The 26224-nt window shown below is 70.9% G+C and carries 26 protein-coding genes and 1 tRNA gene; 16 read left to right on the forward strand and 11 right to left on the reverse strand.

Going from position 1 to position 26224, the window contains the following annotated elements; translation table 11 throughout:
* The first annotated feature begins 7 nt into the window (after window positions 1–7).
* Both ABEA67_RS11190 and ABEA67_RS11195 read left to right on the forward strand, forming a co-directional pair.
* Window positions 8–877 carry an SDR family oxidoreductase gene (locus tag ABEA67_RS11190; RefSeq protein ID WP_345465119.1) on the forward strand — a complete coding sequence of 290 codons (870 nt, stop codon included), beginning with the start codon at window positions 8–10 and terminating at the stop codon, window positions 875–877.
* A 77-nt stretch (window positions 878–954) separates the two neighbouring features.
* Complete coding sequence (locus ABEA67_RS11195; protein WP_345465121.1) at window positions 955–2373, forward strand: D-alanyl-D-alanine carboxypeptidase/D-alanyl-D-alanine-endopeptidase; 1419 nt, start codon at window positions 955–957, stop codon at window positions 2371–2373.
* 16 nt (window positions 2374–2389) lie between these two features.
* On the opposite strand, the gene ABEA67_RS11200 is transcribed toward ABEA67_RS11195, so the two are convergent.
* The 3 genes from ABEA67_RS11200 to ABEA67_RS11210 are packed head-to-tail and all read right to left on the reverse strand — an operon-like array spanning window position 2390 to window position 3355.
* Window positions 2390–2578, reverse strand: coding sequence for a hypothetical protein (locus ABEA67_RS11200; RefSeq protein ID WP_345465123.1), 189 nt, complete (start codon window positions 2576–2578; stop codon window positions 2390–2392).
* A 34-nt stretch (window positions 2579–2612) separates the two neighbouring features.
* Window positions 2613–3086 (reverse strand): hypothetical protein, encoded by a 474-nt coding sequence (locus ABEA67_RS11205; RefSeq protein WP_345465125.1) that lies wholly within the window; start codon window positions 3084–3086, stop codon window positions 2613–2615.
* A complete protein-coding gene (locus ABEA67_RS11210) occupies window positions 3083–3355 on the reverse strand; it encodes a helix-turn-helix transcriptional regulator (protein WP_345465127.1) in 273 nt (90 codons plus the stop codon). The genes ABEA67_RS11205 and ABEA67_RS11210 overlap by 4 nt, the downstream gene beginning before the upstream one ends.
* A gap of 114 nt (window positions 3356–3469) precedes the next feature.
* Between ABEA67_RS11210 and ABEA67_RS11215 the strand changes: the two genes are divergently transcribed.
* The 4 genes from ABEA67_RS11215 (at window position 3470) to ABEA67_RS11230 (ending at window position 7863) form a co-directional block, all read left to right on the forward strand.
* Window positions 3470–5005 (forward strand): phytoene desaturase family protein, encoded by a 1536-nt coding sequence (locus ABEA67_RS11215; protein WP_345465129.1) that lies wholly within the window; start codon window positions 3470–3472, stop codon window positions 5003–5005.
* 106 nt (window positions 5006–5111) lie between these two features.
* Window positions 5112–6113 (forward strand): carotenoid biosynthesis protein, encoded by a 1002-nt coding sequence (locus tag ABEA67_RS11220; protein WP_345465131.1) that lies wholly within the window; start codon window positions 5112–5114, stop codon window positions 6111–6113.
* Entirely contained in the window at window positions 6110–6769 is a 660-nt protein-coding gene (locus ABEA67_RS11225; protein ID WP_345465133.1) for a lysophospholipid acyltransferase family protein, read from the forward strand. The genes ABEA67_RS11220 and ABEA67_RS11225 overlap by 4 nt, the downstream gene beginning before the upstream one ends.
* Complete coding sequence (locus tag ABEA67_RS11230) at window positions 6766–7863, forward strand: glycosyltransferase family 2 protein (RefSeq protein ID WP_345465134.1); 1098 nt, start codon at window positions 6766–6768, stop codon at window positions 7861–7863. Before ABEA67_RS11225 ends, ABEA67_RS11230 begins: the two co-directional genes overlap by 4 nt.
* A 105-nt stretch (window positions 7864–7968) precedes the next feature.
* Here ABEA67_RS11230 and ABEA67_RS11235 read toward each other — a convergent pair whose 3' ends face one another.
* Entirely contained in the window at window positions 7969–9270 is a 1302-nt protein-coding gene (locus tag ABEA67_RS11235) for an MFS transporter (RefSeq protein ID WP_345465136.1), read from the reverse strand.
* Between the two features lie 101 nt (window positions 9271–9371).
* Between ABEA67_RS11235 and ABEA67_RS11240 the strand changes: the two genes are divergently transcribed.
* The 5 genes from ABEA67_RS11240 to ABEA67_RS11260 all read left to right on the forward strand — a co-directional run bounded on the left by ABEA67_RS11240 (window position 9372) and on the right by ABEA67_RS11260 (window position 15378).
* The gene (locus ABEA67_RS11240) at window positions 9372–10805 is read left to right on the forward strand and encodes a phytoene desaturase family protein (RefSeq protein WP_345465138.1); all 1434 of its coding nucleotides are present in this window, start codon (window positions 9372–9374) and stop codon (window positions 10803–10805) included.
* Between the two features lie 77 nt (window positions 10806–10882).
* Window positions 10883–11206 (forward strand): hypothetical protein, encoded by a 324-nt coding sequence (locus ABEA67_RS11245; protein WP_345465140.1) that lies wholly within the window; start codon window positions 10883–10885, stop codon window positions 11204–11206.
* A gap of 76 nt (window positions 11207–11282) precedes the next feature.
* A complete protein-coding gene (locus ABEA67_RS11250) occupies window positions 11283–12476 on the forward strand; it encodes a DUF418 domain-containing protein (RefSeq protein WP_345465142.1) in 1194 nt (397 codons plus the stop codon).
* A gap of 16 nt (window positions 12477–12492) precedes the next feature.
* Window positions 12493–13284, forward strand: a complete 792-nt coding sequence (locus ABEA67_RS11255; protein WP_345465144.1) for an AIM24 family protein — start codon at window positions 12493–12495, stop codon at window positions 13282–13284.
* A 267-nt stretch (window positions 13285–13551) separates the two neighbouring features.
* Complete coding sequence (locus tag ABEA67_RS11260) at window positions 13552–15378, forward strand: N-acetylmuramoyl-L-alanine amidase (protein ID WP_345465146.1); 1827 nt, start codon at window positions 13552–13554, stop codon at window positions 15376–15378.
* Between the two features lie 74 nt (window positions 15379–15452).
* Here the strand turns inward: ABEA67_RS11260 and ABEA67_RS11265 are convergent, their stop codons facing one another.
* The 3 genes from ABEA67_RS11265 to ABEA67_RS11275 form a co-directional block, all read right to left on the reverse strand.
* Window positions 15453–16712 (reverse strand): cation:proton antiporter, encoded by a 1260-nt coding sequence (locus tag ABEA67_RS11265; protein WP_345465148.1) that lies wholly within the window; start codon window positions 16710–16712, stop codon window positions 15453–15455.
* 139 nt (window positions 16713–16851) lie between these two features.
* Window positions 16852–17151, reverse strand: coding sequence for a DNA-directed RNA polymerase subunit omega (gene rpoZ, locus ABEA67_RS11270; protein ID WP_345465150.1), 300 nt, complete (start codon window positions 17149–17151; stop codon window positions 16852–16854).
* Window positions 17152–17353: 202 nt separating this feature from the next.
* Window positions 17354–17428 (reverse strand) — tRNA-Thr (locus ABEA67_RS11275).
* 211 nt (window positions 17429–17639) lie between these two features.
* Between ABEA67_RS11275 and rpsO the strand changes: the two genes are divergently transcribed.
* Complete coding sequence (rpsO, locus tag ABEA67_RS11280) at window positions 17640–17915, forward strand: 30S ribosomal protein S15 (RefSeq protein ID WP_345465152.1); 276 nt, start codon at window positions 17640–17642, stop codon at window positions 17913–17915.
* 56 nt (window positions 17916–17971) lie between these two features.
* Here the strand turns inward: rpsO and ABEA67_RS11285 are convergent, their stop codons facing one another.
* Both ABEA67_RS11285 and ABEA67_RS11290 read right to left on the reverse strand, forming a co-directional pair.
* Window positions 17972–18532, reverse strand: a complete 561-nt coding sequence (locus tag ABEA67_RS11285; RefSeq protein WP_345465153.1) for a gamma-glutamylcyclotransferase family protein — start codon at window positions 18530–18532, stop codon at window positions 17972–17974.
* 23 nt (window positions 18533–18555) lie between these two features.
* Window positions 18556–19257 (reverse strand): XRE family transcriptional regulator, encoded by a 702-nt coding sequence (locus ABEA67_RS11290; RefSeq protein WP_345465155.1) that lies wholly within the window; start codon window positions 19255–19257, stop codon window positions 18556–18558.
* Between the two features lie 143 nt (window positions 19258–19400).
* On the opposite strand from ABEA67_RS11290, the gene ABEA67_RS11295 reads away from it, so the two are divergent.
* The 3 genes from ABEA67_RS11295 (at window position 19401) to ABEA67_RS11305 (ending at window position 21562) form a co-directional block, all read left to right on the forward strand.
* A complete protein-coding gene (locus tag ABEA67_RS11295) occupies window positions 19401–19778 on the forward strand; it encodes a hypothetical protein (RefSeq protein ID WP_345465156.1) in 378 nt (125 codons plus the stop codon).
* Between the two features lie 3 nt (window positions 19779–19781).
* Window positions 19782–20924: a S1C family serine protease gene (locus ABEA67_RS11300; protein WP_345465158.1), complete on the forward strand. Its 1143-nt coding sequence runs from the start codon at window positions 19782–19784 to the stop codon at window positions 20922–20924.
* A 155-nt stretch (window positions 20925–21079) separates the two neighbouring features.
* On the forward strand, window positions 21080–21562 hold the full coding sequence (locus tag ABEA67_RS11305; RefSeq protein ID WP_345465160.1) for a multidrug DMT transporter: 483 nt from the start codon (window positions 21080–21082) through the stop codon (window positions 21560–21562).
* 457 nt (window positions 21563–22019) lie between these two features.
* Here the strand turns inward: ABEA67_RS11305 and ABEA67_RS11310 are convergent, their stop codons facing one another.
* On the reverse strand, window positions 22020–22748 hold the full coding sequence (locus ABEA67_RS11310) for a GNAT family N-acetyltransferase (RefSeq protein ID WP_345465162.1): 729 nt from the start codon (window positions 22746–22748) through the stop codon (window positions 22020–22022).
* A gap of 59 nt (window positions 22749–22807) precedes the next feature.
* Here ABEA67_RS11310 and ABEA67_RS11315 point away from each other — a divergent pair, with 59 nt between their 5' ends.
* Complete coding sequence (locus tag ABEA67_RS11315; RefSeq protein ID WP_345465164.1) at window positions 22808–25288, forward strand: glutamine--tRNA ligase/YqeY domain fusion protein; 2481 nt, start codon at window positions 22808–22810, stop codon at window positions 25286–25288.
* Window positions 25289–25527: 239 nt separating this feature from the next.
* Here ABEA67_RS11315 and ABEA67_RS11320 read toward each other — a convergent pair whose 3' ends face one another.
* The gene (locus tag ABEA67_RS11320; RefSeq protein ID WP_345465166.1) at window positions 25528–26130 is read right to left on the reverse strand and encodes a hypothetical protein; all 603 of its coding nucleotides are present in this window, start codon (window positions 26128–26130) and stop codon (window positions 25528–25530) included.
* Window positions 26131–26224 lie beyond the last annotated feature (94 nt).

Genomic DNA, 26224 nt, shown 5'->3' on the forward strand with positions numbered 1-26224 from the left:
GTTCCCCATGACCCAGCCCCACGACCCCGCCAGCACCTTCCGCCCCGACCTCCTCAGCGGCAAGCACGCCCTCATCACCGGGGGCGGCAGCGGCATCAACCTGGGCATCGCGCAGACCTTCGCCGCGCACGGGTGCGCCGTGACCATCCTGGGCCGCAACCTCGAAAAGGCGCAGAACGCGGCGCGGGGCATTGAAGAAGCCGGGGGCCGGGCGATCGGCGTCTCGGCGGATGTACGCGACTTCGCCGCGCTTCAGGCCGCCGCACAGGCGGGGGTGGACGCCTTTGGGCCGCTGGATATCGTGCTCGCGGGTGCGGCGGGCAACTTCCCCGCCCCGGTGGACGGCATCAGCCCCAACGGATTCAAGACGGTGGTGGACATCGACCTGCTGGGCACCTACAACACCATCAAGGCGTGTGCGCCCCACCTGCGGGTGCCCGGCGGCAACATCCTCTCCATCAGCGCCTACGGCGTGCCGGTGCCGATGCAGGCGCATGTGGTGGCGGCCAAGGCGGGCGTGGACGCCCTGACGCAGACGCTGGCGGTGGAGTGGGGCCTGCGCGGCGTGCGCGTGAACGCCATCATCCCCGGCCCCATCGACGGCACCGAGGGCATGGCCCGCCTCGCCCCCGACGAGCGGACCCGGCGGCAGTTTACCCGCACCGTGCCGCTGGGCCGCTTCGGGGTGCCGCAGGACATCGCCAACGCGGCCCTCTTTCTGGTGTCGGACGCGGCCAGCTATGTCACGGGCGTGATCCTGCCCGTGGACGGCGGCCAGAACATGCTGGGGGGCGCGCCGCAGTACCAGATGTATCTGGCGATGCAGGAGGCCGAAGGCCAAGAGGCAGAAGGCAGAAGGCTAAAGGCAGAAGGCTAAAGGCCCACGCGGCGGGTGCCGAGGTGTCTTGTTGCCATCTGCCATCCGCCTTCGGCCATCTGCCCTATCTTTCCCCTGTGCCCCGCCTCCTTCCCCTCTGCCTCGCCCTCGCCTGCCTGGCCCTGGTGCCGGGGTCACGGGCGCAGGCTCCGGCGGCGGGGGAGGGCGTCACGCTGCGGCCGGAGCCGGGGCTGAGTGCGGGGGTCCGGCGGGCGTTGGCCGGCCTGCCCGGCAACGTGCAGGCCGCCCTGCTGGTGCGGGACCTCACCACCGGCGAGCTGCTGGAGGCGCGGGACGCGGACCGCTCGCTGATTCCGGCCAGCAACATGAAACTGGTCACGGCGGCGGCGGTGCTGGTGGACCGGGGCGGCGCGGACGGCTGGTGGAGCACCGAACTGACCCTCCCGGCCGCCGAGGTGGGCCGGGGGCGCGTCTCTCACCTGACCCTGCGCGGCAGCAGCGACCCCACCCTGACCGCCGCGGACGGCCCCAACAGCCTGCGCGCCCTGGCCCGGCAGGTGTACGCGCGGGGCGTGCGCGAGGTCGGGGCGCTGCGGGTGGACGAGGGCGGGCTGGACGCGCGGACGTGGCAGACCCTCCCCCTGGGTGTGCCCATGACCGCCGTGCGCCTGGCCGAGTGGCACGACGATCCCCCGGCCAGCGCCGCCGAGGCACGGGCGCGGCTGGGGGCGGCCCTGGCCCGCGAACTGCGCCGCGCCGGGGTCAAGGTCGGGTCGGCGGAGGTGACGGCCGCGCCGCCCTTCCGGCCCTTCGTGCCGCCCCCCCGCACCGACGAGCGGGGCAGGCCGCTGCCGCCCGACCCCGTGGTGCCCGTGGAGCAGCGGCCCGAGCAGGGGGCAGCGTCGGTCCGCAGCGTCTCGCCCGCCCATGTGCTGGCCGCGACGCTGCGCCCCAGCGACAACCTGCGCGCCGAGGAACTGCTCGCCACGCTGGCCGTCCGGCCCGGTGGCAGCGGCACGCTGGCCGGTGCCCTGGCCCGCGAGCGGGCGGTGCTGCGCCGCCTGAACGTGGACCTGACCGGCGTGCGCCTCGCGGACGGCAGCGGCCTGAGCCGTGACAACCGCCTGACGCCCCGCGCGCTGGTGGGCCTGCTGCGCGTCCTGTACGACCTGCCCTATCCCGGGGAACCACCCCAGGCCCAGCCCGCCGCCCCAGAGCGGGCCGAACTGCCGGGCCACCTCTACCGCGAGCGGCGCAACGTCTTTGCCGAGGCGCTGCCCCAGGCCGGGACCGGCGAGAACGTGCCCGGCCACGGCGGGCGCGGCGGGACCCTCGCCCTGCGCCTCACCGACCTGGACGTGCGGGCCAAGACCGGCACGCTGCCCGGCGTGAGCAGCCTGGCCGGGTACGTCACGGCCCGGAGCGGCCACGTCCTCGCCTTCGCCCTGCTGATGAACGGCCCGGAGGACAGCCCCATCCTGACCCTGCGCGCCGTGCAGGACGAGGTGGTGCGGGCGCTGGCAGCGGCGCACTGAGGCAGGGAAGCGCCTGCTAGCGCCCCTTCCACCAGCCGTAGGAACGCACCGCGTCCACCAGGAACCACACCGCGACCGCGCCCCACAGCAGGCCCGGCAGCCAGTTGTCTGCCCGCAGGTAGCGGAAGGCGGCCACCCCAGCCAGCACGGCCAGCAGCAGACTCAGCAGAAACACGATGTGGGGGGGCACGCGGCGACCGAACATGGTCACAGCGTACCCCCCGGAAGGTTACGGCGTCCTACTCGCCTGCCGGGTCGGGTTCGGTCCAGGCGAGGATGGCCGCGGGGAGACCCATCACGATCCAGACCAGGCCGACCAGCATGATGGCGTTCACGCCTCCCGTCAGTCTGGGCAGGCCCGGCAACACGTCCGTGAGCCACCCATAGGCGTAGACCAGCAGCAGCCCGAGGGCCAGCACCTGGTACGCCGTGGCGTAGGCACGGGTCAGCACGGCCCGCTGGCGTTCATCGAGATCAGGTTGATCCAGGCGTGGCAGCCCCATGAACCCCGGAAACAGCAGGCGTGACCATCCGAAGACGACGATGACCATCCCGGCGGCGCTCAGTCCATTCCACAGGGCGCTGCTGCTTTCCGCACTGCGCAGGAACTGCGCGAGCAGCAGGAGAAGGAAGCCGAACACACCGATCAACACGGCGCGGCGTCGCTGGGCCAGAGGAGCCAGGGGACGGGAGGAGTCGAAGGCAGGATTCATGATGGACCTCCATACACTTTCTCGCTGAGCGGCGTGAAGGGCGTGCGGGAGAAAATCGCCTCGATAGGGAGGCCAAAGAACTCGCCCAGGCGGAAGGCGAGGTCCAGGCTGGGGTGGTACTCGCCGCGCTCCAGATACCCGATGGTCTGGTAATTCACGCCCACCGCCGCGGCGAGGTCCTGGCGGCTGAGGCCCCGCTCCGCCCGCAGCACCGGCAGCCGGTTGTACAGGGGCGGCGGGGAGGGGCGACCAGTGGCCTTCGCAACCATGGCACGTATTGTTGTATTTCTACAACAGAATGTCAACCCTTCTAACATCTCGCGCCCCCACCTGAAGCATTCCTGACCGTTCCGGCCTCCCTGGCGTGCCAGGATGCGGGCCGGATGCCGGACTTTGACGTCGTGGTGGTGGGTGCGGGGCACAACGCGCTGGTGACGGCGGCCTATGCCGCGAAAGCCGGGCTGAAGGTGGGCGTGTTCGAGCGGCGGCATCTGGTCGGCGGCGCGGTCAGCACCGAGGAACTGGTCCCCGGCTACCGCTTCGACTACGGCGGCAGCGCCCACATCCTGATCCGGATGACGCCCGTGGTGCGCGAGCTGGAGCTGAACCGCCACGGCCTGCACTACTTGGAAGTGGACCCCATGTTCCACGCCTCCGACGGCGAAACGCCCTGGTTCGTGTGGCGCGACGCCGACCGCACGGCGCGGGAACTGGAAGCCCTCTTTCCCGGCCAGGGCGAGGCCTACCGCCGCTTCCTTACCGACTGGACGCCCTTCGCCCGCAGCGTGGCCGACCTCTTCAACTCGGCCCCCGGCCCGCTGGAGATGGGGAAAATGGTGGTGAAAAGCGGGCAGGGGAAGGACTGGCAGGCGCAGCTTTCCCGCATCCTGCGCCCCTACGGCGACGTGGCCCGCGAGTATTTTTCAGAGGAGAGGGTGCGTGCGCCGCTGACCTGGATGGCGGCCCAGAGCGGCCCGCCGCCGTCGGACCCTCTCAGCGCGCCCTTCCTGCTGTGGCACCCCCTCTACCACGAGGGCGGGGTGGCGCGGCCCAAGGGCGGCAGCGGCGGCCTGACCCGCGCCCTGCGGCGGGCAGTGGAGGCGGACGGCGGCGAGGTCTTTGTCAACGCGCCCGTGAAACGCATTCTGGTGAAGGGCGGGAAGGCGCAGGGCATCGAGCTGGAGAACGGGGAGCGGTACACGGCCCGCGCGGTCGTCTCCGGCACCCATGTCCTCACCACGGCACAGGCGCTGCCGCCCGAATACGTGCCGGAGGCGGCGCGGAACGTGCGGGTGGGCAACGGCTTCGGCATGGTGCTGCGCCTGGCCCTCAGCGAGCGGGTGCGCTACCGCCAGCACACCGAGCCGGAGAGCCGGGTGGGGCTGGGCCTCCTGATTAAAAACGAGCGGCAACTGCTGAAGGGCTACGGCGAGTATCTGGCGGGCGAACCCACCACCGACCCGCCCCTCATCGCCATGAGCTTTTCCGCCGTGGACGACAGCCTCGCGCCCCCCGGAGGCGAGGTGCTGTGGCTGTGGGCGCAGTATTACCCCTACGAGTTGGCGTCGGGCACGTGGGAAACGCGGCAGGCGGAGGCCCGCGAGAACATCCTGCGTGCCTTCGAGCACTACGCGCCGGGCACGCGCGACAAGATTGTGGGCGAGCTGGTGCAGACGCCGCAGTGGCTCGAAACGAACCTGGGCCTGCACCGGGGCAACGTGATGCACCTGGAGATGAGCTTCGACCAGATGTTCGCCTTCCGCCCGTGGATGTCGGCCAGCCAGTACCGCTGGCCGGGTGTCAAGGGCCTGTACCTCACCGGCGCGAGTACCCACCCCGGCGGCGGCATCATGGGCGCGTCTGGGCGCAACGCGGCGCGGGTGCTGGTGCGGGAGCTGACAGGGCGAAAGGGGCTATAAGCGGTGAGCTATGAGCTATGAAAAAGATGGCGAGGGCGCAAGCCGGAGCTTCTGGGGGCTGGTTCATAGCACAAAGCTCATAGCTCAGAGCCTCCCCACAGGCCACATGATCCGCCTCGCCCTCGCCTTTGCCGCCCTGGGTCTGGCCTTTCTGGGCGCGCTGCTGGTGCTGAGGGGCCTGCCGCTGGGCTGGGGCCTCATCGCGCTGGGCCTGCCGCTCACGCCCGTGCTGGCGCTGGCGGGGGACGCGCTGACGGGTGATTTTGTGGGAACGCTGCGGCAGCGGGCAGGCGTGGTGCTGGGGCAGATGCGCCCCTGGATGTGGCTGACGGTGCTGTACGCGGCGCTGCATATCCCCGTCCCTCTCTGGCCCCAGGGCTTTGCGCCCCTGGCGCTGCTGAGTACCGGGGCGCTGTTTCTCGCGGCGCTCGCGTATGTCTGGGAGGGGGTCGGGGCGCGGCGGGCGCTGGTGATGGCGGCGCTGGCGTTCGGCGTCGGGCTGGGGGTGGAACTGCTGGGAAGCCGGACGGGGTTTCCCTTCGGCGTCTACTCGTATGCCACTGCTCCGGCCCCCACACTGCTGGGCGTGCCGCTGCTCGTGCCGCTGGGGTGGTTCGCGCTGACGCTTTCCGCCGCGCTGCTGTCCGGGGGAAGGGCCTGGCTGGCGGGCCTGCTGCTGGCCGCGTGGGACGTGGGCCTGGAACCGCTGATGACCGCCGAGGGCTACTGGCGCTGGAGCGACCCCGCGCCGCTGTGGGCGGGTGCGCCGGTGCAGAACTTCCTGGGCTGGTGGGCGGTCGGGGCGGGGTTGAGCTGGGCCTTCACGGGCCTCGCGCCGGGGCTGTTCGGGCGGCGGGGGCGGGGCTGGGACTGGCCGATGCAGGTGAGGGGGGAGGCCCGTGTGCGTGTGACAGTCGGTCCCATCCTGAGAGAATCCGCCCCCCGTCCCGACCTCTCCCGCCTCACCTTCGCCGTCGCGTACCCCATAGAGGCGTTCTTCCTGCCCGGCGGCCTGGTGCTGGTGGGCCGTTATCGGGAGGCGGCGGTGACGCTCGCGGCGATGCTAGGGGCGCTGGCCCTGGCGCGGGCTGTGCGGGGGAAGAGGTGAAACGCCCTGACCCGGTGGCCGCCCTGCTGCGCGCCAGCATCCGCCGCAGCGTCCGGGCCGACCTGGGAGGCGTGTGGGTGCGTGGGCCGCTCCCGCCCGGCGGCGCGGTGCTGGCCCCCAACCACCATTCCTGGTGGGACGGCTACGTGCTGCGCGAGGTCGCCTGGCAGGCGGGGGCCGACTACCGGGTGCTGATGACGGCGCGGCAACTGGCCCGCTTTCCCTTCCTGCGCCGGGTGGGGGCGCTGGGGGCAGAGGAGGTGCGGCCCGCCGTGCGTGCGGCGCGGGCAGGAGCCTGGGTGGTGGTGTTTCCGGAGGGAGCATTGCAGCCTGCCGGACCGCTGCGGGGGGTGAAGCCCGGCGCGGCCTGGATTGCCAGGGCGGCGGGCGTCCCCCTGGTCCCCGTCGCGCTGCGGGTGGCCCTGCGCGGGGGGCAGTCCCCGGAGGCCTATCTGCGCTTCGGCCCGGCGGTGGCCGCCCCCGACCTCGCGGCGGCTCTTTCCTCCGAACTCGCCGCGCTGGACGCCGACCTTGCGGACAGTGACCCCGAGCGTCCCCTCGCCGGATACCTGCGCCTCACGCGGGGGCGGGCCAGCGACCACGAGCGTCTGGACTGGCCCAGCCGTGCGTTGACGTGGCTGACGGGGGACCGGTGAGCCGTCTCTCCCGCGTCTACCGGCTCGCGGTAGGCGGCTTTTTCGCGTACAAGGCCGCCACCCTGCTCGTCAACGCCCTGACCTTTCCCCGGCTGCGACCCCGGCCCACACCCGCAGGCCCGCGCGTCTCGCTGCTGGTGCCCGCGCGCAACGAGGCGCACAACCTCCCCCACACGCTGCCCGGCCTGCTGGCCCAGGGCGCGCACGAGGTGCTGGTGCTGGACGATGGCAGCACGGACGGGACAGCAGAGGTCGCCCGCCAGTACGGGGCGCGGGTGATTTCCGGCCAGCCTCTCCCCGCCGGGTGGCATGGCAAGCCCTGGGCCTGCCAGCAGCTCGCGCAGGCGGCGAGGGGTGACGTTCTGGTCTTTACCGACGCGGACGTGACCTGGCATCCGGGGGCGCTAGGCGCGGTGCTGCACGAGCTGGAGCGTTCCGGGGCCGACCTGCTGAGCGTGTATCCCCGCCAGCACAACGTCACTCTGGGGGAACGCCTCCTCACGCCGCTGGTGGACGACGTGCTGCTCACCTTCCTGCCCGCGCCGCTGCTGCGCCTGCCGCACCCCAGCGCCGCCGCCGCGAATGGGCAACTGATGACCTTCCGGCGCAAAGCCTACGAGCGGGTGGGGGGGCACGCCCTGGTCCGCGCCGACCTGCTGGAGGACGTGGCCTTTGCCCAGCGGCTCAAGGGGCGGGGCGGGCGGCTGGCGCTGGCGCTGGGGGAGGATTGCCTGGGCGTGCGGATGTACCGGAGCTACCCGGAGTCGGTGGCAGGGTTCGGGAAGAACGCGGGGGCGTTTCATGGGCGTTCAAGGGCGCTGCTACTGCTCTCCGCTGCCTGGCACCTCGCGGCCTACACCCTGCCCTGGCTGCTGCCCGCCCGCTCGCTGCGTGGCCTGCCCTGGCTGCGGGCGGCGGGCCTGCTGGAGCGCCTGCTGGTGAACCTCGTCAGCGGCCGCCGCGCGCCAGCCGACCTCGCCGAAGGCCTGCTGGGGCCGGTCACGCCGCTGCTGACGCTGCCCGTGTACCTCCGCGCCACGCGCCGCCGGGTGAGCTGGAAGGGCCGGGAGTACGAGCAGGGGAGCAGGCTGTAGGGAGTGGGGTGTGGGCTGTGGGTTGTGGGCTGTAGGTTGTAGGAAGGGCAGCTTCTGCTCCTGCTTTGCCTAATCCCTAACGCCTCACGCCTCACCCCTTCCCCCTCAGCTCTCCCAGCCCTGTTCCACCTTCATCGCCTGCCGCCCGGCCTCTTCCGGGGGGAGGCGGTCCTCCGCGATGTCGGTCAGGTCCATCGCGCGCAGTTCGGGGGCGAGGTAGGCCGTCATCCCCACCACCAGCAGGGTGACGAGGCCGCCCGCCCAGACGCTGCGGGCGGTGCCCAGCCAGCTCGCGGCCAGGCCGCTCTCGAAGGCCCCAAGTTCGTTGCTGGCCCCGATGAACATGCTGCTCACGGCACTCACGCGCCCGCGCATGTGGTCGGGGGCCTTGAGGCGCAGGGTCGCCTTGCGAATCACCATGCTGATGCCGTCGAACAACCCGGCCAGCACCAGCGCCGCCACGCTGAGAGCGAAGTTGCGCGACAGCCCGAACACCAGCATGCACACCCCGAAGCTCGCGACCGCCAGCAGCAGCGTGCGCCCCGCGCCCCGGCCCGGCGGGCGGCGGGTGGCATACAGCATCACGCCCAGCGCCCCGACGCTGGGGGCCGCGACCAGCACCCCCAGCCCCCGCGGCCCCACCTCCAGAATGTCCGAGGCGAAGACCGGGAGCAGGGCCACGGCGCCCCCGAACAGCACGCTGAAGAGGTCCAGCGCCATGCTGCCCACCAGCACCTGCCGCTGCACCACGAAGGCCAGGCCCTCCTTCACGCTCTGCCACACCGGTTCGCCGGGCGTGAAGGCGGGGCGGGGTTTGGGCTTCACGTAGGCGAGGCAACCCAGCGCCAGCGCGTACAGCACGGCCGCGAAGGCGTACGACCCGCCCGCCCCGGCGGCGGCATACAGCACCCCGCCCAGCGCCGGGCCGATGATGGCCGCCGCTTGCCACGCGCTCGACTGCCACGCCGAGGCCCGCAGCAGCAGCTCGCGCGGCACGACCTGGGCCTCGAAGGCCGGGAGCGCCGGTTCGGAAAAGCCGCGGGCGGTGCCCAGCAGGAAGATCAGCACCAGCAGCGGCCCGTACCCCAGCGCAGCGGCGTGCGGCGCGTACAGGAAGAACAGCGCCGCGCAGGCCACCTCCAGCGCGGTCGTGATCAGCAGGATGCGGCGGCGGTCGTTGCGGTCGGCCACCACGCCGCCCAGCAGCGCGAGGCTCAGCGCCGGAATCGCCTCCACCAGCCCCAGCACGCCCAGGGTGAGCGGATTCTTGGTGAGCTGGTAGAGCTGGTACGCCACCGTCAGCGCGACCGCGCGGCCCGCCAGGGTGCTGCACACGGTCGCCAGCAGCATGGCGCGGAACTCGGGGAGCCTCAGGACGGCGCGGCTGGAATCGGCAGGGGCGGACACGCGGGGAGTGTAGGACGGCGGCGGGGCCGACAATGGAACGTGGCCTTGTCCCGCGCGGCCCCGGTGGCTGCCCTTGCCCCCCGCCGGGCTATCCTCGGGGCGTGGCCCCAGGACGCACGCCCCAGCATGTCGCCGTGATCGGCGCGGGCTTCGCGGGTCTGGCGGCGGCCCTGCGGCTGGCGGAGGCAGGCGCGCGCGTAACGGTGCTCGACCACCTGGAGCGGGCGGGCGGGAAGGCCGCGCTGGGCTACCCCGACTTCTCCAGCGGCCCGACGGTCGTGACCATGCCGCAGGTGTTCCGCGCCCTGCACGAGCGGCTGGGGCTGCCCGCGCCGGAGCTGGAGGCCGCCCGCCCCACGACCACCTACCACGACCTGAAAGGCCGGACCTTCGCCCCCGAAGCCCTGCACGTCGCCGGAAGTCTGGAGCCGACCCTGGCGCAGCTCTCGCGCCGGGAGGGCCGCGACTATGCCCGGCTGCTGGCCGCCGCGCGCCGGATGTACCTCGACGCCGCGCCGACCTTCCTGTTTCGCCCGCCGCCGGGCCGCCTCGCCCTGGCCGGCTATGCCCTCACGCGGGGGAGGCGGGCCGCGCCCTGGGCCAGCCTCGCGCGTTTCGTGCAGTCCGGCCCCTTTCTGACCCCCTTCTGGCTGCGCTTCGCCACATACCTGGGGGCCGACCCCTACCGTGCGCCCGCCGTGCTGCACAACGTCGCCTGGGTGGAACTGGGGGACGGCGTGTGGCATCTGGCCGGGGGGCTGGCCGCCCTGGCCGAACGCCTGCGCGAGCGGGCAGAGGCGCTGGGCGTGCGCTTCGAGTTTGGGACGGAGGTGCAGCATCTCATCACGCACGGCGGGGTGGTGCTGGGGGCGCACACGGGCCGGGGCGCTTTTGCCGCCGACGCCTGGGTCAGCGCCGCCGACCGCGCACTCACGCGCCGCTGGCTGGACCTGCCCCCTGACCCCACGCCACGCGGAATCAGCGGGTTCGCGCTGCAACTGTACCTGCGGGAGGACCGGGGCCACGCCCATCACATCTTCTGGCCCGCCGACTACGCTCGCGAGTGGCGTGACATCCGGGCCGGGCGGCTGCCACGCGACCCCACCCTGTACCTGCACCTCGACGGCGACCGGGCCTTCCTGCTGGTGAACGCGCCGCCTGACCCCGCCGTGACGGACGACCCACGCGGCTATGGGGCTTTCCTGCTGGAGCGCTTGCAGGCGCGTTTCCCGCTGGAGGTGGCCGAGTGGCGGCCTCTCGCTCCCGCCGACTATGCGCGCACAGGGGTGGCCGGTGCCCTCTACGGCCGCGCCCCCCACGGCCTGACCGGGAGCCTGCGCCCCGGCTGGACCCATCCCCACGCACGGAATCTGGTGCAGGTGGGCGGCACGGTTCATCCGGGCGGCGGCGTGCCCCTCTCGCTGCTGAGCGGCTGGAACGGCGCGGGCAGCCTGCTGGGCCTGCCTTACGACGACCTCGACGGCTTCCGGGTACCTGGGGAAGGGGAGAGGTGGGCAGAGGTGGGGGAAAGCTGAGGCCAATTTCCGGCCGAGGCGTCAAAGTTGCAACACGCCTTCGGGGCAGGGTGGTATATGAGAACGAGGAGGAACACATGAGTAAAAAACTGTTCGTGGTTGCCACCGCTCTTGCTGCCCTGAGTCTCGCTTCCTGCGCCCCTCGGTACAATCCGAATGCCCAGAAGCCCGATACGGAACTCTCCTGTGTGGAAATCAAGAGTGAGGTTGCCCGTGCTCAGCAGGCCCGTGAAGAAGCAGGAAAGAACCGCGGTCTGAGCGGTCAGAACATCGCCTGGGCCATCTTCTTTATCCCGGGGATCCTCGCCAACGAGTACACCAACGACCAGGTCCAGAAGGCGGCGGACGACCGGATCGCCAAGCTGAATCAGCTTTACGCTGCCAGAAGCTGCACACAGTAACGCCCGGCCCGCGGCTTGGTACTGCGCCCATCGGGGCGCTTTTTTCTGTCATTCCTCTACGCGCTAGCCTGGGCGCATGACCCTGCCTGGTCCGCCTGAAGCTGCCCCCATTCCGGAAGCCAGCGCCCCCGAAGCCGGCCCGCCGCGCCCGGTGGCACCGGGAGAGCGGGCGCTGCTGCCGGACGTGCTGCGGGGGCTGGCGCTGCTGGGGATTCTGATTGTGAACGTGCAGGACTTCGCGGGGTTCCGCGAGTGGACCCAGACGGGCGTGGACCGGGGGGTGCAGGTCCTGACCGACATCTTTTTCAACGGGCGCTCGATCAGCCTGTTCGCCATGCTGTTCGGGTGGGGTGCAGCGGGGATGCTGGCGCGGCAGGGGGCGGTCACGCTGGTGCGGCGGCTGGGGGTGCTGCTGCTGCTCGGCACGGCGCACTTCGTGCTGGTGTGGCACGGCGACATCATCGCCAATTACGCGCTGCTGGCGCTGGCGCTGCTGCTGACCGTCCGGCTGGCGGTGGGCGAACTGGTCCTGCTGGCTGGGGCGATGGGCGGCTGGTGGCTGCTGCTGGGCCTGCTGGCCGGGCTGGGCACGGTGACGGGCGTCCCGGCTCCCCGGCCCACCGGCATCCCTGACCTGACGCCCGGCATGACCTATCTGGAGGTGGTCATCGAGCGGGCCGCCGAGTTCCGGGCCGACCTCAGCGGCGGCACCCTCTACAACGCCCTGTGGCTGATCGCCCTGTTCTTCCTGGGGGTGGCGGCCCAGCGCACCGGGCTGCTGACCCGCCCGCAGGCGCATCTGCCGCTGCTGCGCCGGCTGGCGTTCTGGGGGCTGGCGGTGGGGCTGCCGCTGGGCGTGCTGCTCGCCTGGCTCAACACCCAGGGCACGCGGACGGCCTTTCTGTTCTCCATCCCCGTCCGCATGGGGGGCGGCCTCGCCACCGCGCTGGGGTATGTGGGTGTGCTGGGCCTGCTGGCGGCGCGCCAGAGGCTGGGGCCGCTCCGGGCCTTTGCCGCCAGTGGTCGCGTCGCCATGAGCAACTACATCGCGCAGAGCCTGATCATGACCACCTTCTTCTATCCCTACGGCGGGGTGCAGTACGGCCGGTGGGGGGCGGCCTCCGCGGTGGGGCTGGCGCTGCTGGTCGGGCTGGTGCAGCTTCCGGTCAGCGCCTGGGTGCTGGAGAGATTCGGCAGCGGCCCGCTGGAGCGCCTCACCCGCGCGCTGGTGTACGGCCCCGGCGGGCGGCGGGAACCCCGCGCCCCCTGAGGGCGTATTCCCCGGCATGGAATTCCGCCTGCATCCCGAAGTGATTCACACCGCCGAGGCCGCCGGTGCCCGCCTGGAGGTCACCGAGTACGATCCCCGGCCCACCGAGCGTCCGCTGGAGGGCTTTCATCAGCCGCTGGTGCGCCCGGCGCGCTGGCGGCAGCTCGCGGTGCAGCTGGGCGGCGGCCTGGCGGTGCTGGAACCGGGTGCCCTCCAGTACCTGCGCGGTGAGATCGAGATGCAGGCCACGGCCAGCGGTGGCGCGGCGGGCGGGGGCCTGGGCGGCCTGCTGCGCGGGGCGGTCACGGCGGCGGCCACCGGCGAGGGCCTTTTCAAGACCGCCTACCGCGGCACGGGCGTGATCTACACCGAGCCGACCCGCCTGCACCTGCTGCTGGGCGAGCTGCGCGGCGAGGACCTGATCGTGGACGACGGCGCTTTTGTCGCCTGCGTGGGCCAGGTCACGGTGGGGCGGCACGTGAACCGGGGCCTCGCGGCGGCGCTGGGCAGCGGCGAGGGCCGGGTGCAGCCCAAACTCTCCGGGGAGGGCGTCTTCGCCCTGCAAAGCCCCGTCCCCCCCGAGGAGTTTCAGGTGCTCGACCTGCAAGGGGAGACGCTCAAGGTGGACGGCAATCTGGTGCTGGCCTACACGGGCGGCCTGGCCTTCAGCGTGGAGAAAAGCACCCGCAGCCTGCTGGGCAGCGGCCGCACCGGCGAGGGCTACGTGCAGGTGTACCGCGGCACCGGGCGCGTGTGGCTCGCGCCGACGCTGCCGCTGCACGTCCAGTCGTCCCTCACGGCTCCCTAGGGCGGTGCCCAGCAAGGTTGCCGAACCTTTCTGGGCCGAACGAAGTGAGAAACCGTGATAAGGGCGGCGTGAAGTGGAGTTGCTGCCCAGGACACGCGGCAACGGCTGGGGTGCGCCGCCCTGACCGACTTTTGGCGTCCCAGGGGGAGAAAAGAGAACCCTGCCGGGGCTGAGGCCGGGCAGGGGCCAGCGTTCTGAGTAAGTCGGCGGTCAGAAATGAGTGCTGGTTGCCATTTCTCACGCCGTGGCAGGACAAGATAGAGGCCCATGAAGCGGCAGGCCATTTTGCTCTCATCCGTGATGTCGTGCGGTATGGCGGGGTCGTGGGCCACGGCGCAGGGCGACCCCTTCCAGCGCGCGGCCCCGGTCCAGGCTCCCCCCAGCCTGCGGACCGGCGCTCCAGGTGTCAGCGCTCCGGCATCTGCCGCCGCGGCCAGCACGCCGCGCAATTTGAACAACCTGACCGGGGTGTCGAATGTCACGTTCGGCACCCCGCGCTCCAGCAGCGACGGCAGCCAGACGCGGGTGGTGTTCGACCTGCCCTCCGGCGTGACCTACACCCTCACCCCGACCTTCGGGGGACTGCGCATCGACGTGCGGGGCGCGCGGGTGCTGCCCGCCGTCACCGCCCGGCTGGGGGCCAGCGTGACCGAGTACCGGGCGGGCGGCGGTCAGGTGACGCTGGTCACGCCCTTTCCGCTCTCGCTGACCGACGGCTGGCGGGCCAGCGAGGCCACGCTGGCGTCGGGCACGCGGGTCCTGATTCTGGAGTTCGGGCCGACCCTGGCGGGTGGGGCCAGCTCCTCGCTGCTCGCGCTGGTCCGCGCCAGTGCGGCGGTTCCCACCCCCAGCGAGCGGCAGGCCCTGAGTGCGCCGGTGGGCAGTGCTCCCGGCACCCCGGCAGCGGGCGGCGTGGCCCTCCAGGACCAGTTGCCGCCCGGCGACACGGTGCCCACCGCGTCCCGGGGTAGCCTGCCGCCCCCCGCCCCGGCCCTGCCCGGCCAGGACTCCGCCCGCCCCAGCGCGCTCTCGGGCCGCACCCCCGGCTCCTCCCAGCCCGGCGTCGGCCTCACCCCGCCGCGGGTGGGCAAGAATCCCGGCCTGACGCGGGTGGTGCTGGACCTGCCGCCCGGCGTGGGCTACCGCATGGTGCCCGGCAGCCTGGGCCTGCGGGTGGAGCTGAGTGGGGTGAGCGCCGCCGCGCTGGCCGGCCAGAACATCAGCCCCGAGGTGCGCGCCTGGCGCTACGAACCCACCGAGGGGGGCGGCGTGAGCGTGACGCTCCTGACCGGCACGCCGCTCACCGACCGCAGCGGGTGGCGCGCGCAACTGGTGCCCCCCACCGAGGGCAGTGACCGCTCCCGGCTGGCGATCGACCTCTCGCCCGCGCTGGCCGACCTCACGCCGCTGGGCGCGCGCGAGCGTGTGCTGGGCACCGTGCCCCTGCTGCCCGTGGCGCGCGGGACGGCCCTGCTCGCCTTCAGCGCCAGCATGGTCCAGCCGCGCGTGGTGATCGACCCCGGCCACGGCGGGCACGATCCGGGGGCCGTGGGCGCGATTGTCGAGAAGCAGGTCACGCTCGACGTGGCGCTGCGGGTCCGCAACCTCCTGCGGGCGGCGGGCGTGGACGCCGTGCTGACCCGCGACAGCGACCGCGAGCTGAACGCCAGCAAGAACGCTGACCTGGAGATGCGTGCCGGAATGGGCACACCGGGCACCCAGCTTTTCCTGAGCATTCACGTGAACGCCATGCCGGCTCAGAATGCCCTGCGCGGCTACGGCGTGGAGACGTGGTGGAACTCCAACCACCCCCTCTCCAGCAGCTTCGCCGCCATCGTCCAGAAGAACGTCGTTTCGGTCACGAGTGCGTTCTCGCAGGGCCTGAAGAACAACCGCTCGCTGTCGGTCCTGCGCAACAGCCGCATCCCGGCGGCCCTGGTCGAGATCGGCTACACCAGCCACCCCGTCGACGGCCTGAACCTCAAGGACAGCAACTACCTCGACCGCGTGGCGCTGGGTATCGCGCAGGGCATCCGCGAGGCGCTCCTGAGCGGTGTCACGGCCAGTGGCGCGGTGGGCGGGGCCGGGAAGTAGGCAAGGAGGCAGAAGGCTGAACGCAGAGGGCAGAAGGCCGGGAGAGCTGAGGCAGGAGCGCTCCCGGCCTTCTGCTATTCGCCCTCTGCTTGCCGCAGCGCCGCGCTCGCCTTGTGCACCAGCGGCATGATGGTGAGGCCCTGCACGGCGATGGTAAAGAGCACGATGGCGTAGGTGGCCGTCACCAGGTCCATGCGGTAGGGACTCTGGGGGAGGCCCAGCACCAGGCTGATGGCGATGCCGCCACGCAGGCCGCCCCAGGTCAGCAACCGCACGGTGTAGGCCCCGTAGCCCCCGCGTGCGCGTACCAGCAGGAAGGGCAGCGCCACGCTGATCCAGCGCGCGGCCAGCGCCACCCCGATCAGGAGGAGGCTGGCGAGCAGCCGCGGCCCGTTCGTCTCGGTGAGCAGCACGTCCAGGCCGATAAAGGCGAACAGCAGGATGTTCAGGACCTGATCGATGGTTTCCCAGAAGCCCTCGACGTGTTCGCGGCTTTCCTGCCCGAACACGCGGTCCTTGGTGGCCGACAGGACCAGCCCCGCGACCACCATCGCCAGCGGCCCGCTGAGGCCCAGGGCCGCCGCCGCGACGTAGCCGCCGATCACCAGCGCGAGCGTGATCAGCACCTCCACCGCGTGCTGCTCGATGCTGCGCAGCATGGCGTAGCCCAGGCCGCCCAGCAGCGCCCCGAACAGCATCCCGCCCAGCGCCTCGCGCCCGAACAGCGTCAGGGCACCCAGGACGCCCGGTTCGGCGTGGTGCGCCCCCACCCCGGCCAGTCCCGCCAGCACCAGGAAAATCACCACACCCACCCCGTCGTTAAAGAGGCTCTCGCCCGCGATCAGCGTCTCGATCCGGGCGGGCACCCGCGCCCGCTTGAGCAGGTCCAGCACGGCCACCGGGTCGGTCGGGCTGATCAGCGCCCCGAACAGCAGCGCCCACATCAGCGGCACGTGCAGCCCGCACAGCGCGAACACGAAGTACGCCGCGAACCCGATCAGGAACGTGCTGAGCAGCGTGCTGAGGACCGCCAGCGTCAGGATGCTGACCCGCTGCCGGAACATCTGCCCGGCGTTCAGGCTCAGCGCCCCCGCGAACAGCAGGATGCTCAGAATGCCGTTCAGCACGAAGTCGGTGAAGTTCAGTGTCTCCAGCAGCCCGGTGGCCCAGCCGCGCAGCCCCGGCACGCCCAGCGCGTCCAGCAGGGTCAGCAGGACGCTCGCCAGCGCGCCCGCCAGCGTCACGCCGACCGTCGTGGGAAAGTGCAGCAGGCGCTCGTTCAGGTACGCCAGCACGGCGGTCACGCTCAGCAGGACGGCGAAGGCGGTCAGCATGACGCCCACTCTAGCCGCCAGAAACAGAAAACCTCCTGCGAAGAGCACGCAGGAGGCGTCTAAAGGTCTAACTGCCGAACCGTCTAACGGCTGGAGCTTTGAGCGGTTAGACGGTCAAACTGTTTGACGGTTTGACCCGTCAGTCTCGTTCGCGTTCGCGTTCGGCATTGAGCTGGGCTTGCAGTTGCGCCTGCTTCTGCCGCACGTAGTCCTGATGAAAGCGGCCCTCGTCCATCAGGTCGGTGCCCACCGTCAGCTTGCCGGTCGCCAGTTCACGCATCGCCTGCGTGACCAGGTTGCGCGTCCGCACCCGCTGCTCGACGGGCAGCACGCTGGGCGCGCCCGAGCGCAGTTGCAGCGCCCGCTTCGCCGTCACGACCGACAGCCGGTACTTGCTGTCGGTCAGGGAAAGCAACTTGTCGATGTCCTTTTCGGCCATGTTTGAACCCCTTTCGGCCCGGTCCTGGGACCCGGCACTCTTGCCGCGCTGCCTGTGGAACACCGGGCGCGCTGTCAGCCGTTCAGTCTACCCTGCGCGGCTGGGCCAGACCAGGGAGCAGCCCACAACTTGGGCCTCCGTGCCTCTTCCAGCCCTGGGGAGGCCCTAACGAAAAACTCCCGCGTGGGGCGGGAGTCTCTTCTGGAGCCAGGGGTCGGATTTGAACCGACGACCTACTGATTACGAATCAGTTGCTCTACCACTGAGCTACACTGGCCGGTTTTGGGAGGCAGATTCTCCCAGAGGCGAAAATACTGCACGCACAAGGGTAGACGATGGGCCGGGCCTTGTCAAACCCTGCAAGCCAGCATGTTCCCCCTGGCGGTGGACGTGCTACACTCGCCTTTGCCGCCGAAGTGGTGGGGCCGTGCTGGACTATTTTGGCCCTGGCTACGCCGTGCGGGACTTCATAACAAAAGAGGTATCACGTGATCGACAAACAACAGACCATCCAGGCCTACGCCAAGAGTGCGAACGACACCGGCAGCACCGCCGTGCAGGTCGCGCTGCTGACCGAGCGCATCAACAACCTGTCGCGCCACCTGACCGAGAACAAGAAGGACAAGCACGGCCAGCGCGGCCTGCAGCTCCTGAACGGTCAGCGCCGCCGCCTGCTGAAGTATCTGGAGCGCACCAACTACGACGAGTACATCGCCCTGACGGACCAGCTCAGCATCCGCCGCGGCCAGCGTATCGTTCGCTAAGTCGGCACTCGTTCATGCCGCCCTGGGCCTTGGCCGGGGCGGCATTTTTTGTGCCTTCAGCCCCGGCGTTCCCCCACCTGCCGCCAGTCGCCTCCTGGAACGGGCTGCGCGCCGGGGCGGGCGAGGCGGGCGGCATTGGCGTATACGTACACCCAGGCCGGGACCCGTTCGCCGCTTTCCAGCGTGACGGTCACGCCCTCGCGGGTGTAGAGAGGCGGCGTGTCGTGAACGCCCTCCAGCGCGTCGAGGAAGGGCAGGACGCGGGGCCAGTCCGACTCGCGGTAGCGCAGGATATGACCCCGGACCTCCTCCCCCGGTTCGCCAGGGACAATCCCCGGATACTCCTCGGGCAGGAGGTGCAGGAGGCGGAAGCCCACGAGGCGGGCGGGGGTAGCCTCGAACGCCCCGCCCCGCGCGGCCACGGCCTCATTCCGCTCACCGGGCATCAGGGTGCCGTAGACGAAGACACAGGTGAGACCAAGTTGCGTTGATTCGCAAGAATCAACCGAGCCGAGCGAGCAGCAAAAAGTACCGACTGGCGGCGATGGAAGAACATCCGGCGCTTTCCCGGATGTTCTGGAATCAGAGCCAGTCGGTATGAGGGGAGGCGTGGTCATGCGCCCCAGCGTACAGCGCCTGCTCAGAGGCGGGTGCCGCGCGGCTGGTGGTAGTACACGCGCCCCACCACGGTCGCCTCCTCCGGGCGCACCGGGGGATGGTCGGGGTTGTCGCTGGTCAGCCAGACGTGTTCGCCGTAGTGGCGCAGGCGTTTGACGGTCAGGCCCAGGCCCGGCACGTGCAGCACGTACACCCGGCCCTCGCGCAGGTCGAGTTCGCCGGGGTCCACGTAGATGCGGTCGCCGGGCCGGATGCCGCCCTCGGCGGTGCTCATGGAATCGCCCTGCACCTCCAGCACCAGCATGCCGGGGCGGTGCTCGCGCTCCGGCACCAGCTCGATGTCGATGATGCTGCCGGGGTCTTCGGACAGGGGCAGGCCCGCCGTCGCCAGCGCCCGCACCGGCACCCGCACCAACTCCAGCGAGGACAGCACGTCGCCGCCCTCCGGCAGGGGAGAGAGCAGCGGCAGGCCGGTGCGGGCCACCCACTCGCCCGCGCTGACCTCCAGCGCCCGCCGCAGCGCGTCCTGCCGCGCCGCCGTGAGGGCCGCCAGGGGCCGGGTGCCGCGTTCCAGGCGGCTGAGGTAAGGCTGCGTGACCGTTCCCGCCTCGCCGCCGTGTTCTGCCGTGCGGCGGGCCACCTCGTCCTGGCGCAGGCCTAGGGCCGCCCGCCGCTCGCGCAGCCAGGATGCCAGGTCGAAGGGTTCGGGGAGGGGACGCGGCATACGGCCAGTGTAGACGCCGCTAAGTGCTACGAATGGAATGGGGTGTGTTGACTTTATGTCTGTAGACATATTATGCTGTGGACGTATCCATCCCTTTCTCCTGCGCGTCCTGCCTCGCCCCCCTTGCCCCGGAGGTGGCTTCTATGTCTGACCCCACTCCCCTCACCGGCCTGCTTCCCCTGCTGGGCAGCGCGTTTCTGGCCGGCGCAGTGACGCAGCTCGCGCGGCAACTGGCCCGCCCAGTGCCGCCGCGTGCGCGGATGGTGACGGCTCTGGCGGCGGCCGCGGGGATTGCCGCGCTGACGGTCGTGGCGCTGCTGACGGCGCTGCTGCGGCCCGCGCCTGCGCCCGCGCTGCTGCTGGCCGCCGCCTGCGTGACAGGCTGGAGCGGTCCCGGCATCCTGACCCGCCTGGGGACCCTGCTGGAGCGCAAACTGGGTCTGCCTCCCGAGGCCGCGCGCGAGGGAGCAGGGGAACGGGAGTCATGGCACATACGGCGGCCCTCCCGGGGGTCAGACTGAAGCATGAACGCCGTCTGGATGGCCGCTGCCCGCCGCCTGTCCGTCGCCCTGGCGCTGCTGCTCAGTGCCGGGCCTGCCCTGGCCCAGACCACTGTCCACGCGCCGATTCCCCAGCCCGCCAAGCGGCAGACCGTGGCCCCGAGTACGCTGTCTGAGAGCGAGGCGGCGGCCCTGGACGCCCTCTACCGCAAACTGCGCCCCGCGACCCTGCGGCTGGAGGGCTGCCCGCCCAACGATTGCAGCGACCCCGACGGCGTGGGCACCGGCTTCCTGATCGGGAACGGCTACGCCCTGACCGCCTACCACGTGGTGTATGCGGCGGGGACCCTCAGCGCCCAGACCCTCGACCGCAAGCGCTACGCCGTGGAGGTGGTCGGGTACGACGATCAGGCCGACCTGGCGCTGCTGCGGGTGAATGTCCCCGCCGGGACCCCCTTCCTGCCGCTGGCAGCCAGCCGCCCCGCCGTGGGCGACCCGGCCCTCGCCATCGGCAACGGCGACGGGGCCTTCCTGATGCCCAAGACGGGCCGCCTGCTGAGCCTGGATCACGCGGCCGACAACGCCGAACTGCCGCCCGGCACGCTGGAGCTGAGCGCGCAACTGATTCCTGGTGACAGCGGCGGCCCGATCATCAACGCGCGCGGCGAGGTCATCGGCGTGGTGAGCTACGGGGCCTTTTCGCCCAGTCAGCGGTCCATCGCCTATGCGGTGCCCGTCACGCAGGCAGACCCCAGGCTGGCCGACCTGCGGCAGGGGGTCAAGCGGGACGCGCCGATCATCGGCATCTCGCTGGTCAATGAACTGTCCCCCGTCACCGCGCTGCCCGCCGAGTTGTTCGCGGAGTTTACGCAGACCTTCAACCTCGATCTGGGGACTACGCCCGGTGCATTCTTCACCGGGGTTGCGCCGAACAGTCCCGCCGCGCAGGCCGGGCTGCAACCCCTCAAGACCACCGCGGACGGTCAGCGCGCAACCGGCGACGTCGTTACGGCCGTCAACGGTCAGCGCGTCTTCAACTTCTCCGACTTCCAGTTTGCCGTGCGCCGCTACCAGCCCGGCCAGACCATCACCCTCAGCGTGGTGCGCGGGGGCAAGCCGCTGGAACTCCGGCTCACCCTCGCGGCCCGGCCCCAGTTCCGCCGCTGAGGTCGGCCTCGCGGGAAGTTGCCGCAGGGGGAGGACTGGCCGCCGCGCCACCTCCCCCTGCGCTTTGCCCACTCGTTCTGTCCAGCAACGAAAGCAGGAGAAGGATTAAGCCGAACGGGACTTGACAATTCTGCCAAAAACAGAACAATACGACTATGGACACCCTGCTGAAAAAAGCGGGCGCGATGCTCGCCCACCTCGACCTGTTCACCCACATGCTGCACCTGCGCGGCCTGCTGCAACTCGCCGCCCACATGGAGGAGCGGGGTGACCGTGTGACCCTGATCTCGCCCGAGATGATCACCCTGGTCGGCGGCGACATGACCAGCGACGCCAGCGTCAGCACCAGCAAGGGCGCGACCATCGAGGCGGGCAACGCCTACGCCGTGCTGCGGACCCTCAAGGGCCACGATGCCCCGGAGTACGCCGTCACGCGCGAGGAACTCAAGGCGCTAAACGCCCGTGCGGTCGCGGAGCTGGAGGCCAGTGACGCGATGCGGGCGTTTGGGGAGACGCTGGGGCGGATTGGTGTGCCTGTGACCGCCAGCGCCGCGCCTGTGGAGGCGGCCCCGGAGCGGCCGGCTCGTGGGCGGCGGGCGGCTGAGGGGGAGGCGGTGGGCGAGCAGCCTGCGGCGTAAGGGGGTTTGGAGTTGGGCATCACGCTTCCGGGTGGGGGCGTGGTGTTTTTTTTGGGGCAGGGCAACTTGCTGCGAGCTTCCCCCCGCCCCCCCAGCCCCCCTACCCCCCACCGGGGGGCAGGGGGGAGCTTTTCGCTGCGCTCGGCAAGGGGGTTCCTTGCGGTGGAAGGGTTGCCAGGCTTCGCCCCGGTTTCCCGCTGGTCGCCCTGCCCGGCCCACCGGGCGGCCTCGGGCCTGGCGGCCCGAACGGCTCCTCTTCCATGCCTGACCGCTTGGAGGGTGGGATGTGGGCATCCGCTCCAAAGTTGAAAAGACAGGGGAGCGGGAGCTTCTGCTTTTGTGGGGGGACAGTAGAAAAGGGCTTGCAGGAGCGTGTTTTCTGCTCCTCCACACTCGCGGGGAAGGTGGAGTGGAGGATGGCAGCCCCAGGCGGCTCTTTCCCTCTCTAGTTCCCTCTCTAGCTGCTTTCCCCGTCCCGCCAGTATGCCGGCGTTTCCGTCGCTGGGAGGAGGGCCAGGGTGGTGCTTCCGGCCCGCTGGGCCAGGGCCTCTGCTTCCCGGCTGGCGCGGTCCTGGCCCAGCCAGCCTGTCCAGTAGGCGCGCAGGGTGTCGGTCACGAGGTCGGTGGGGACCGTATCCGCGCCGTTCAGGGGGTGGTACAGGAGGTCGAGGTCAGTCAGGGGGCCGCCGTCCGGGCCGCCGACGGGTTGCCAGTAGGGCAGGTCCACGGTGCGGTAGCCCAGCGCGTGCAGGGCGCGGCGGCGGCTTTCGGGGTCGGTGCCGGTGCGGGCCTCGGCCTCGCGTTCTGCCGCGTCCTGCCTTCCCGCGTACACGCTGTCGGCAAAGAGGCCCGCCAGGCCAGCCCCACGCACCTCCGAGAGCCTCGCGGCGTGCAGCAGGTGGCTGATGCCCCGGCCCCGCGCCTCCGGGGCGACCGCCAGAAAGGAACTGAAACCCGCGCGTGGCAGCAGGTGAAAGACGGTCCCACCCAGCACGCGCCCCGCCTCGTCCTGGGCGACCAGGATGCGGTTTTCGCGTGGTCCCCGGCCGCCGCCCGCGACCAGATGCGGGAAGGCGGCGGGGGGAATCAGCATGTCGGGCGCGTAGTAGCTCCGCTCCTGAATCTGCCCGAAGGTGGTCAGGGCCGGGTCGTGGGGGTCGGTGACGCGGCGGACGGTCACGGTCATGCGGTCAACGTAGCGCCCGCCTCCGGGTGTGGCATGAGGGCGGCGGTATCCTGGGGGCCATGACTGCGCCCGACGCCTCCCCCAACCCGGCTGCCCACCCTGCGGGTGGCGCGGAAACTGCCCCCGGCCCGCGCGTGACCCCCAACTTCATCACCGAGATCATCGAGCGCGACCTGCAAAGCGGCAAGTATCCGGCGGTCGTGACGCGCTTTCCGCCGGAACCCAGCGGGTATGCCCACCTGGGGCACGTCTTCGCCTCCTTCCTCGACTTCCAGACGGCGGCGCAGTACGGCGGGCGCTACCACCTGCGGATGGATGACACCAACCCCGAACTGGCGACCCAGGAATACGTGGACGCCATCGCCGACGACCTGCGCTGGCTGGGCTGGGACTGGGACGGGAACTTCTACTACGCCTCCGACAACTTCGAGCGGTACTACGAGTACGCCGAGGAACTGATCAAGCGGGGCAAGGCCTACGTGGACAGCGTGAGCGGCGACGAGATGGCGCGGCTGCGCGGCGACGCCACCACGCCCGGCACCCCCAGCCCCTACCGGGACCGCACGGTGGAGGAGAACCTCGACCTCTTCCGCCGGATGCGTGCGGGCGAGTTTCCCGACGGGGCGCATGTCCTGCGCGCCAAAATCGACCTTGCCAGCCCGAACATGAAGCTGCGCGACCCGGTGCTGTACCGCATCCTGCACGCGCCGCACTACCGCGCCGGGGACACGTGGTGCATCTACCCGATGTACGACTTCCAGCATCCCCTTCAGGACGCGCTGGAGGGCGTGAGCCACTCGATGTGCAGCCTGGAGTTCGTGGACAACCGCGCCATCTACGACTGGCTGATGGAGGCGCTGGAGTTCACGCCTCGCCCCCACCAGTACGAGTTCGGGCGACGCAGCCTGGAATACACCATCACCAGCAAGCGCAAGCTGCGGCGGCTGGTCCAGGAAGGCCGGGTGACCGGCTGGGACGACCCCCGGATGCCCACCCTACGCGCGCAGCGGCGGCTCGGCGTGACGCCCGAGGCGGTCCTGGCCTTTGCCAGTCAGATCGGCGTGAACCGCACCAACCGCACTGTGGACATCAGCGTTTATGAGAACGCGGTGCGCGACGACCTCAACTGGCGTGCCCCGCGCGTGATGGCCGTGACCGACCCGGTGCGCGTGGTGGTCGAGAACATTCCGGCGGGGGAGACGCGCACCCTGTCGCTGCCGTACTGGCCCCACGACGTGATTCGTGACTCGCCCGACGGCCTGGTCAACCTGCCCACCGGCGAGCGCGTGCCGCCCGAGCAGGCCGTGCGCGAGGTGCCCCTGACGCGCGAGCTGTACATCGAGCGCGAGGACTTCAACCTGGACCCGCCCAAAGGCTATAAGCGCCTGACCAGGGGCGGCACCGTGCGCCTGCGCGGCGCGGGCATCATCCGCGCGGACGACGTGGAGACGGACGAGGCGGGGAACGTCACGACCATCCACGCGACCCTGCTGGGCGAGGATGCGAAGGCTTCCGGCGTGATTCACTGGGTCAGCGCGGCACACGCCCTCCCCGCCGAGTTTCGCCTGTACGACCGCCTCTTCCGCGTGCCCAACCCCGAGGGAGAGAACCCCGACGACATCGCCCCCGACTTCGACCCCGAGCGCATGAGCCACGAGAACGAGGCCGCGCCCCTGGACGCCGGTTTCCTGCGCTACCTCAACCCGGACAGCCTGCGCGTGACCCGTGGCTACGTCGAGCCGAGTGTCGCCCGCGACCCGCAGGGCACCCGCTACCAGTTCGAGCGCCAGGGCTACTTCTGGCGTGACCCGGTGGACAGCCGCGAGGACGCGCTGGTGTTCGGGCGGATCATCACGCTCAAGGACACCTGGGGGAGGGAGACGCAGAAGGCGGAAGGCGGAAGGCAGAAGGCCGAACAGCTCAAACTCACTCAGCCGAAGCCCAGGGTCGAAGCGGCCCGCCCCACCACCCACAACCCACCACCCACAACCCTCCTCACCCCCGAGCAGGAGGCCGAGGCCGCCCGCCTCACCGCGCTGGGCGTCGCGGAGGCCGACGCGCGGACGCTGGCGCGGGACGCGGTGCTGGGGGAGTTCTTCGCGGGGGCACAGGCCGCAGAACAGGCCGGGGCACACGCCGGGCAGGTGGCGGCCTGGACGGTGAACGACCTCGCGCCGGGGCTGCGGTCAGGGGAGAGCCGTCTCTCGGCGGGCGACCTTCCCGCGCTGGCGGCGTTGCTGGCACAGGGGCAGATCAGCACCCGCATCGCCCGGGATGTCCTCGCCCGCGCCGCCGCGTCCGGTGAGGCTCCCGCCGCCATCGTGGAACGCGAGGGCCTGCGCGTCGTGACGGACACCGGGGCCATCGAGGCTGCCGTTCGCGAGGTTCTGGCCGCCAACCCCGACAAGGTGGAAGCGTACCGGGGCGGCAGGACGGGCCTGCTGGGCTTCTTCACCGGGCAGGTGATGCGGGCGACCGGGGGCCAGGCCGACCCGCAGGTGGTCGGGCAGAAGCTGGCGGAGGCACTGGGCGGAAGCTGATACCAAATTGCGATGATTCCTTTGAATCATCCGAGCGGACTGGCACAGCTCCGTAGGAGAGCGAGTGGCAAAAAGGACGGGGTTGCGGCGATGGACGGACATCTGGCGCTTTCCCAGATGTCCGGGAATCAGAGCAATCCCGTATGACTCGGCTGCCGGTGCTGGTCAGCGCACAGGAAACCGCCCCCCGGCTTAAAAGAGGGGGGCGGTTCTCCACGTTTGGCTTTCCTGCTTTACTTTTACTGCGCGGCGCGGACGGCCCGCAGCGTTCCCTTGCGGGCATCGAGGACAATCGAGGTCCAGGGCGGGGTGGTCTGGCTGGAGCGGATGGTCACGGTGAGGGGCTGCTTGATGTCGTACTTGGCCGCCTGGATCTGGCCGTTGCGGAACACCCAGCCGCTGGTGCCCCCCGGCTGGGTAAAGGTGGCCGACACGTCGCCGATGGTGCCCTTCATGCTTTGCAGCAGCGCGGGGTCGGGAGTGGTGCCGTCGGAGCTGTCCAGGATGCGGAGCTGGCCGGGCTTGCGGAAGTCCACCGTGTACAGGCCCCAGACCTGCCCGAAGGCGCTGTCCGCGGGGAAAATGGACAGCACCTCGGCCAGGTTCTTGCCGCTGACATTCAGAATCTGACCGTTGTCCATGACCTTCAGCGTGCCGCAGCGAAAGGTCAGGGGCGTCTGGAGGGTGACGGTCTGCTTGCCGGCCTTCACCGACAGGCTGCCGAAATCGTCGAGGCGGACGGTGGTGCAGTCGGCTCCGGGAACCTGCTGCACGGCGGCCTGCTGGGCCGACACCGGGGTCAGGAGGAGGGCGGGGAGGAACAGCCAGGACGAGATTTTCACCGCGCCACTCTAGGCCCCTTCCGTCAGCTTGTGTGAGGGCGGGGCGCTGCCGTCCCTGCTCGCCAGACGCGGCTCCGGCGGCAACCATGAGCCT

The organism is Deinococcus carri, assembly GCF_039545055.1.
In the GTDB taxonomy this organism is placed as follows: domain Bacteria; phylum Deinococcota; class Deinococci; order Deinococcales; family Deinococcaceae; genus Deinococcus; species Deinococcus carri.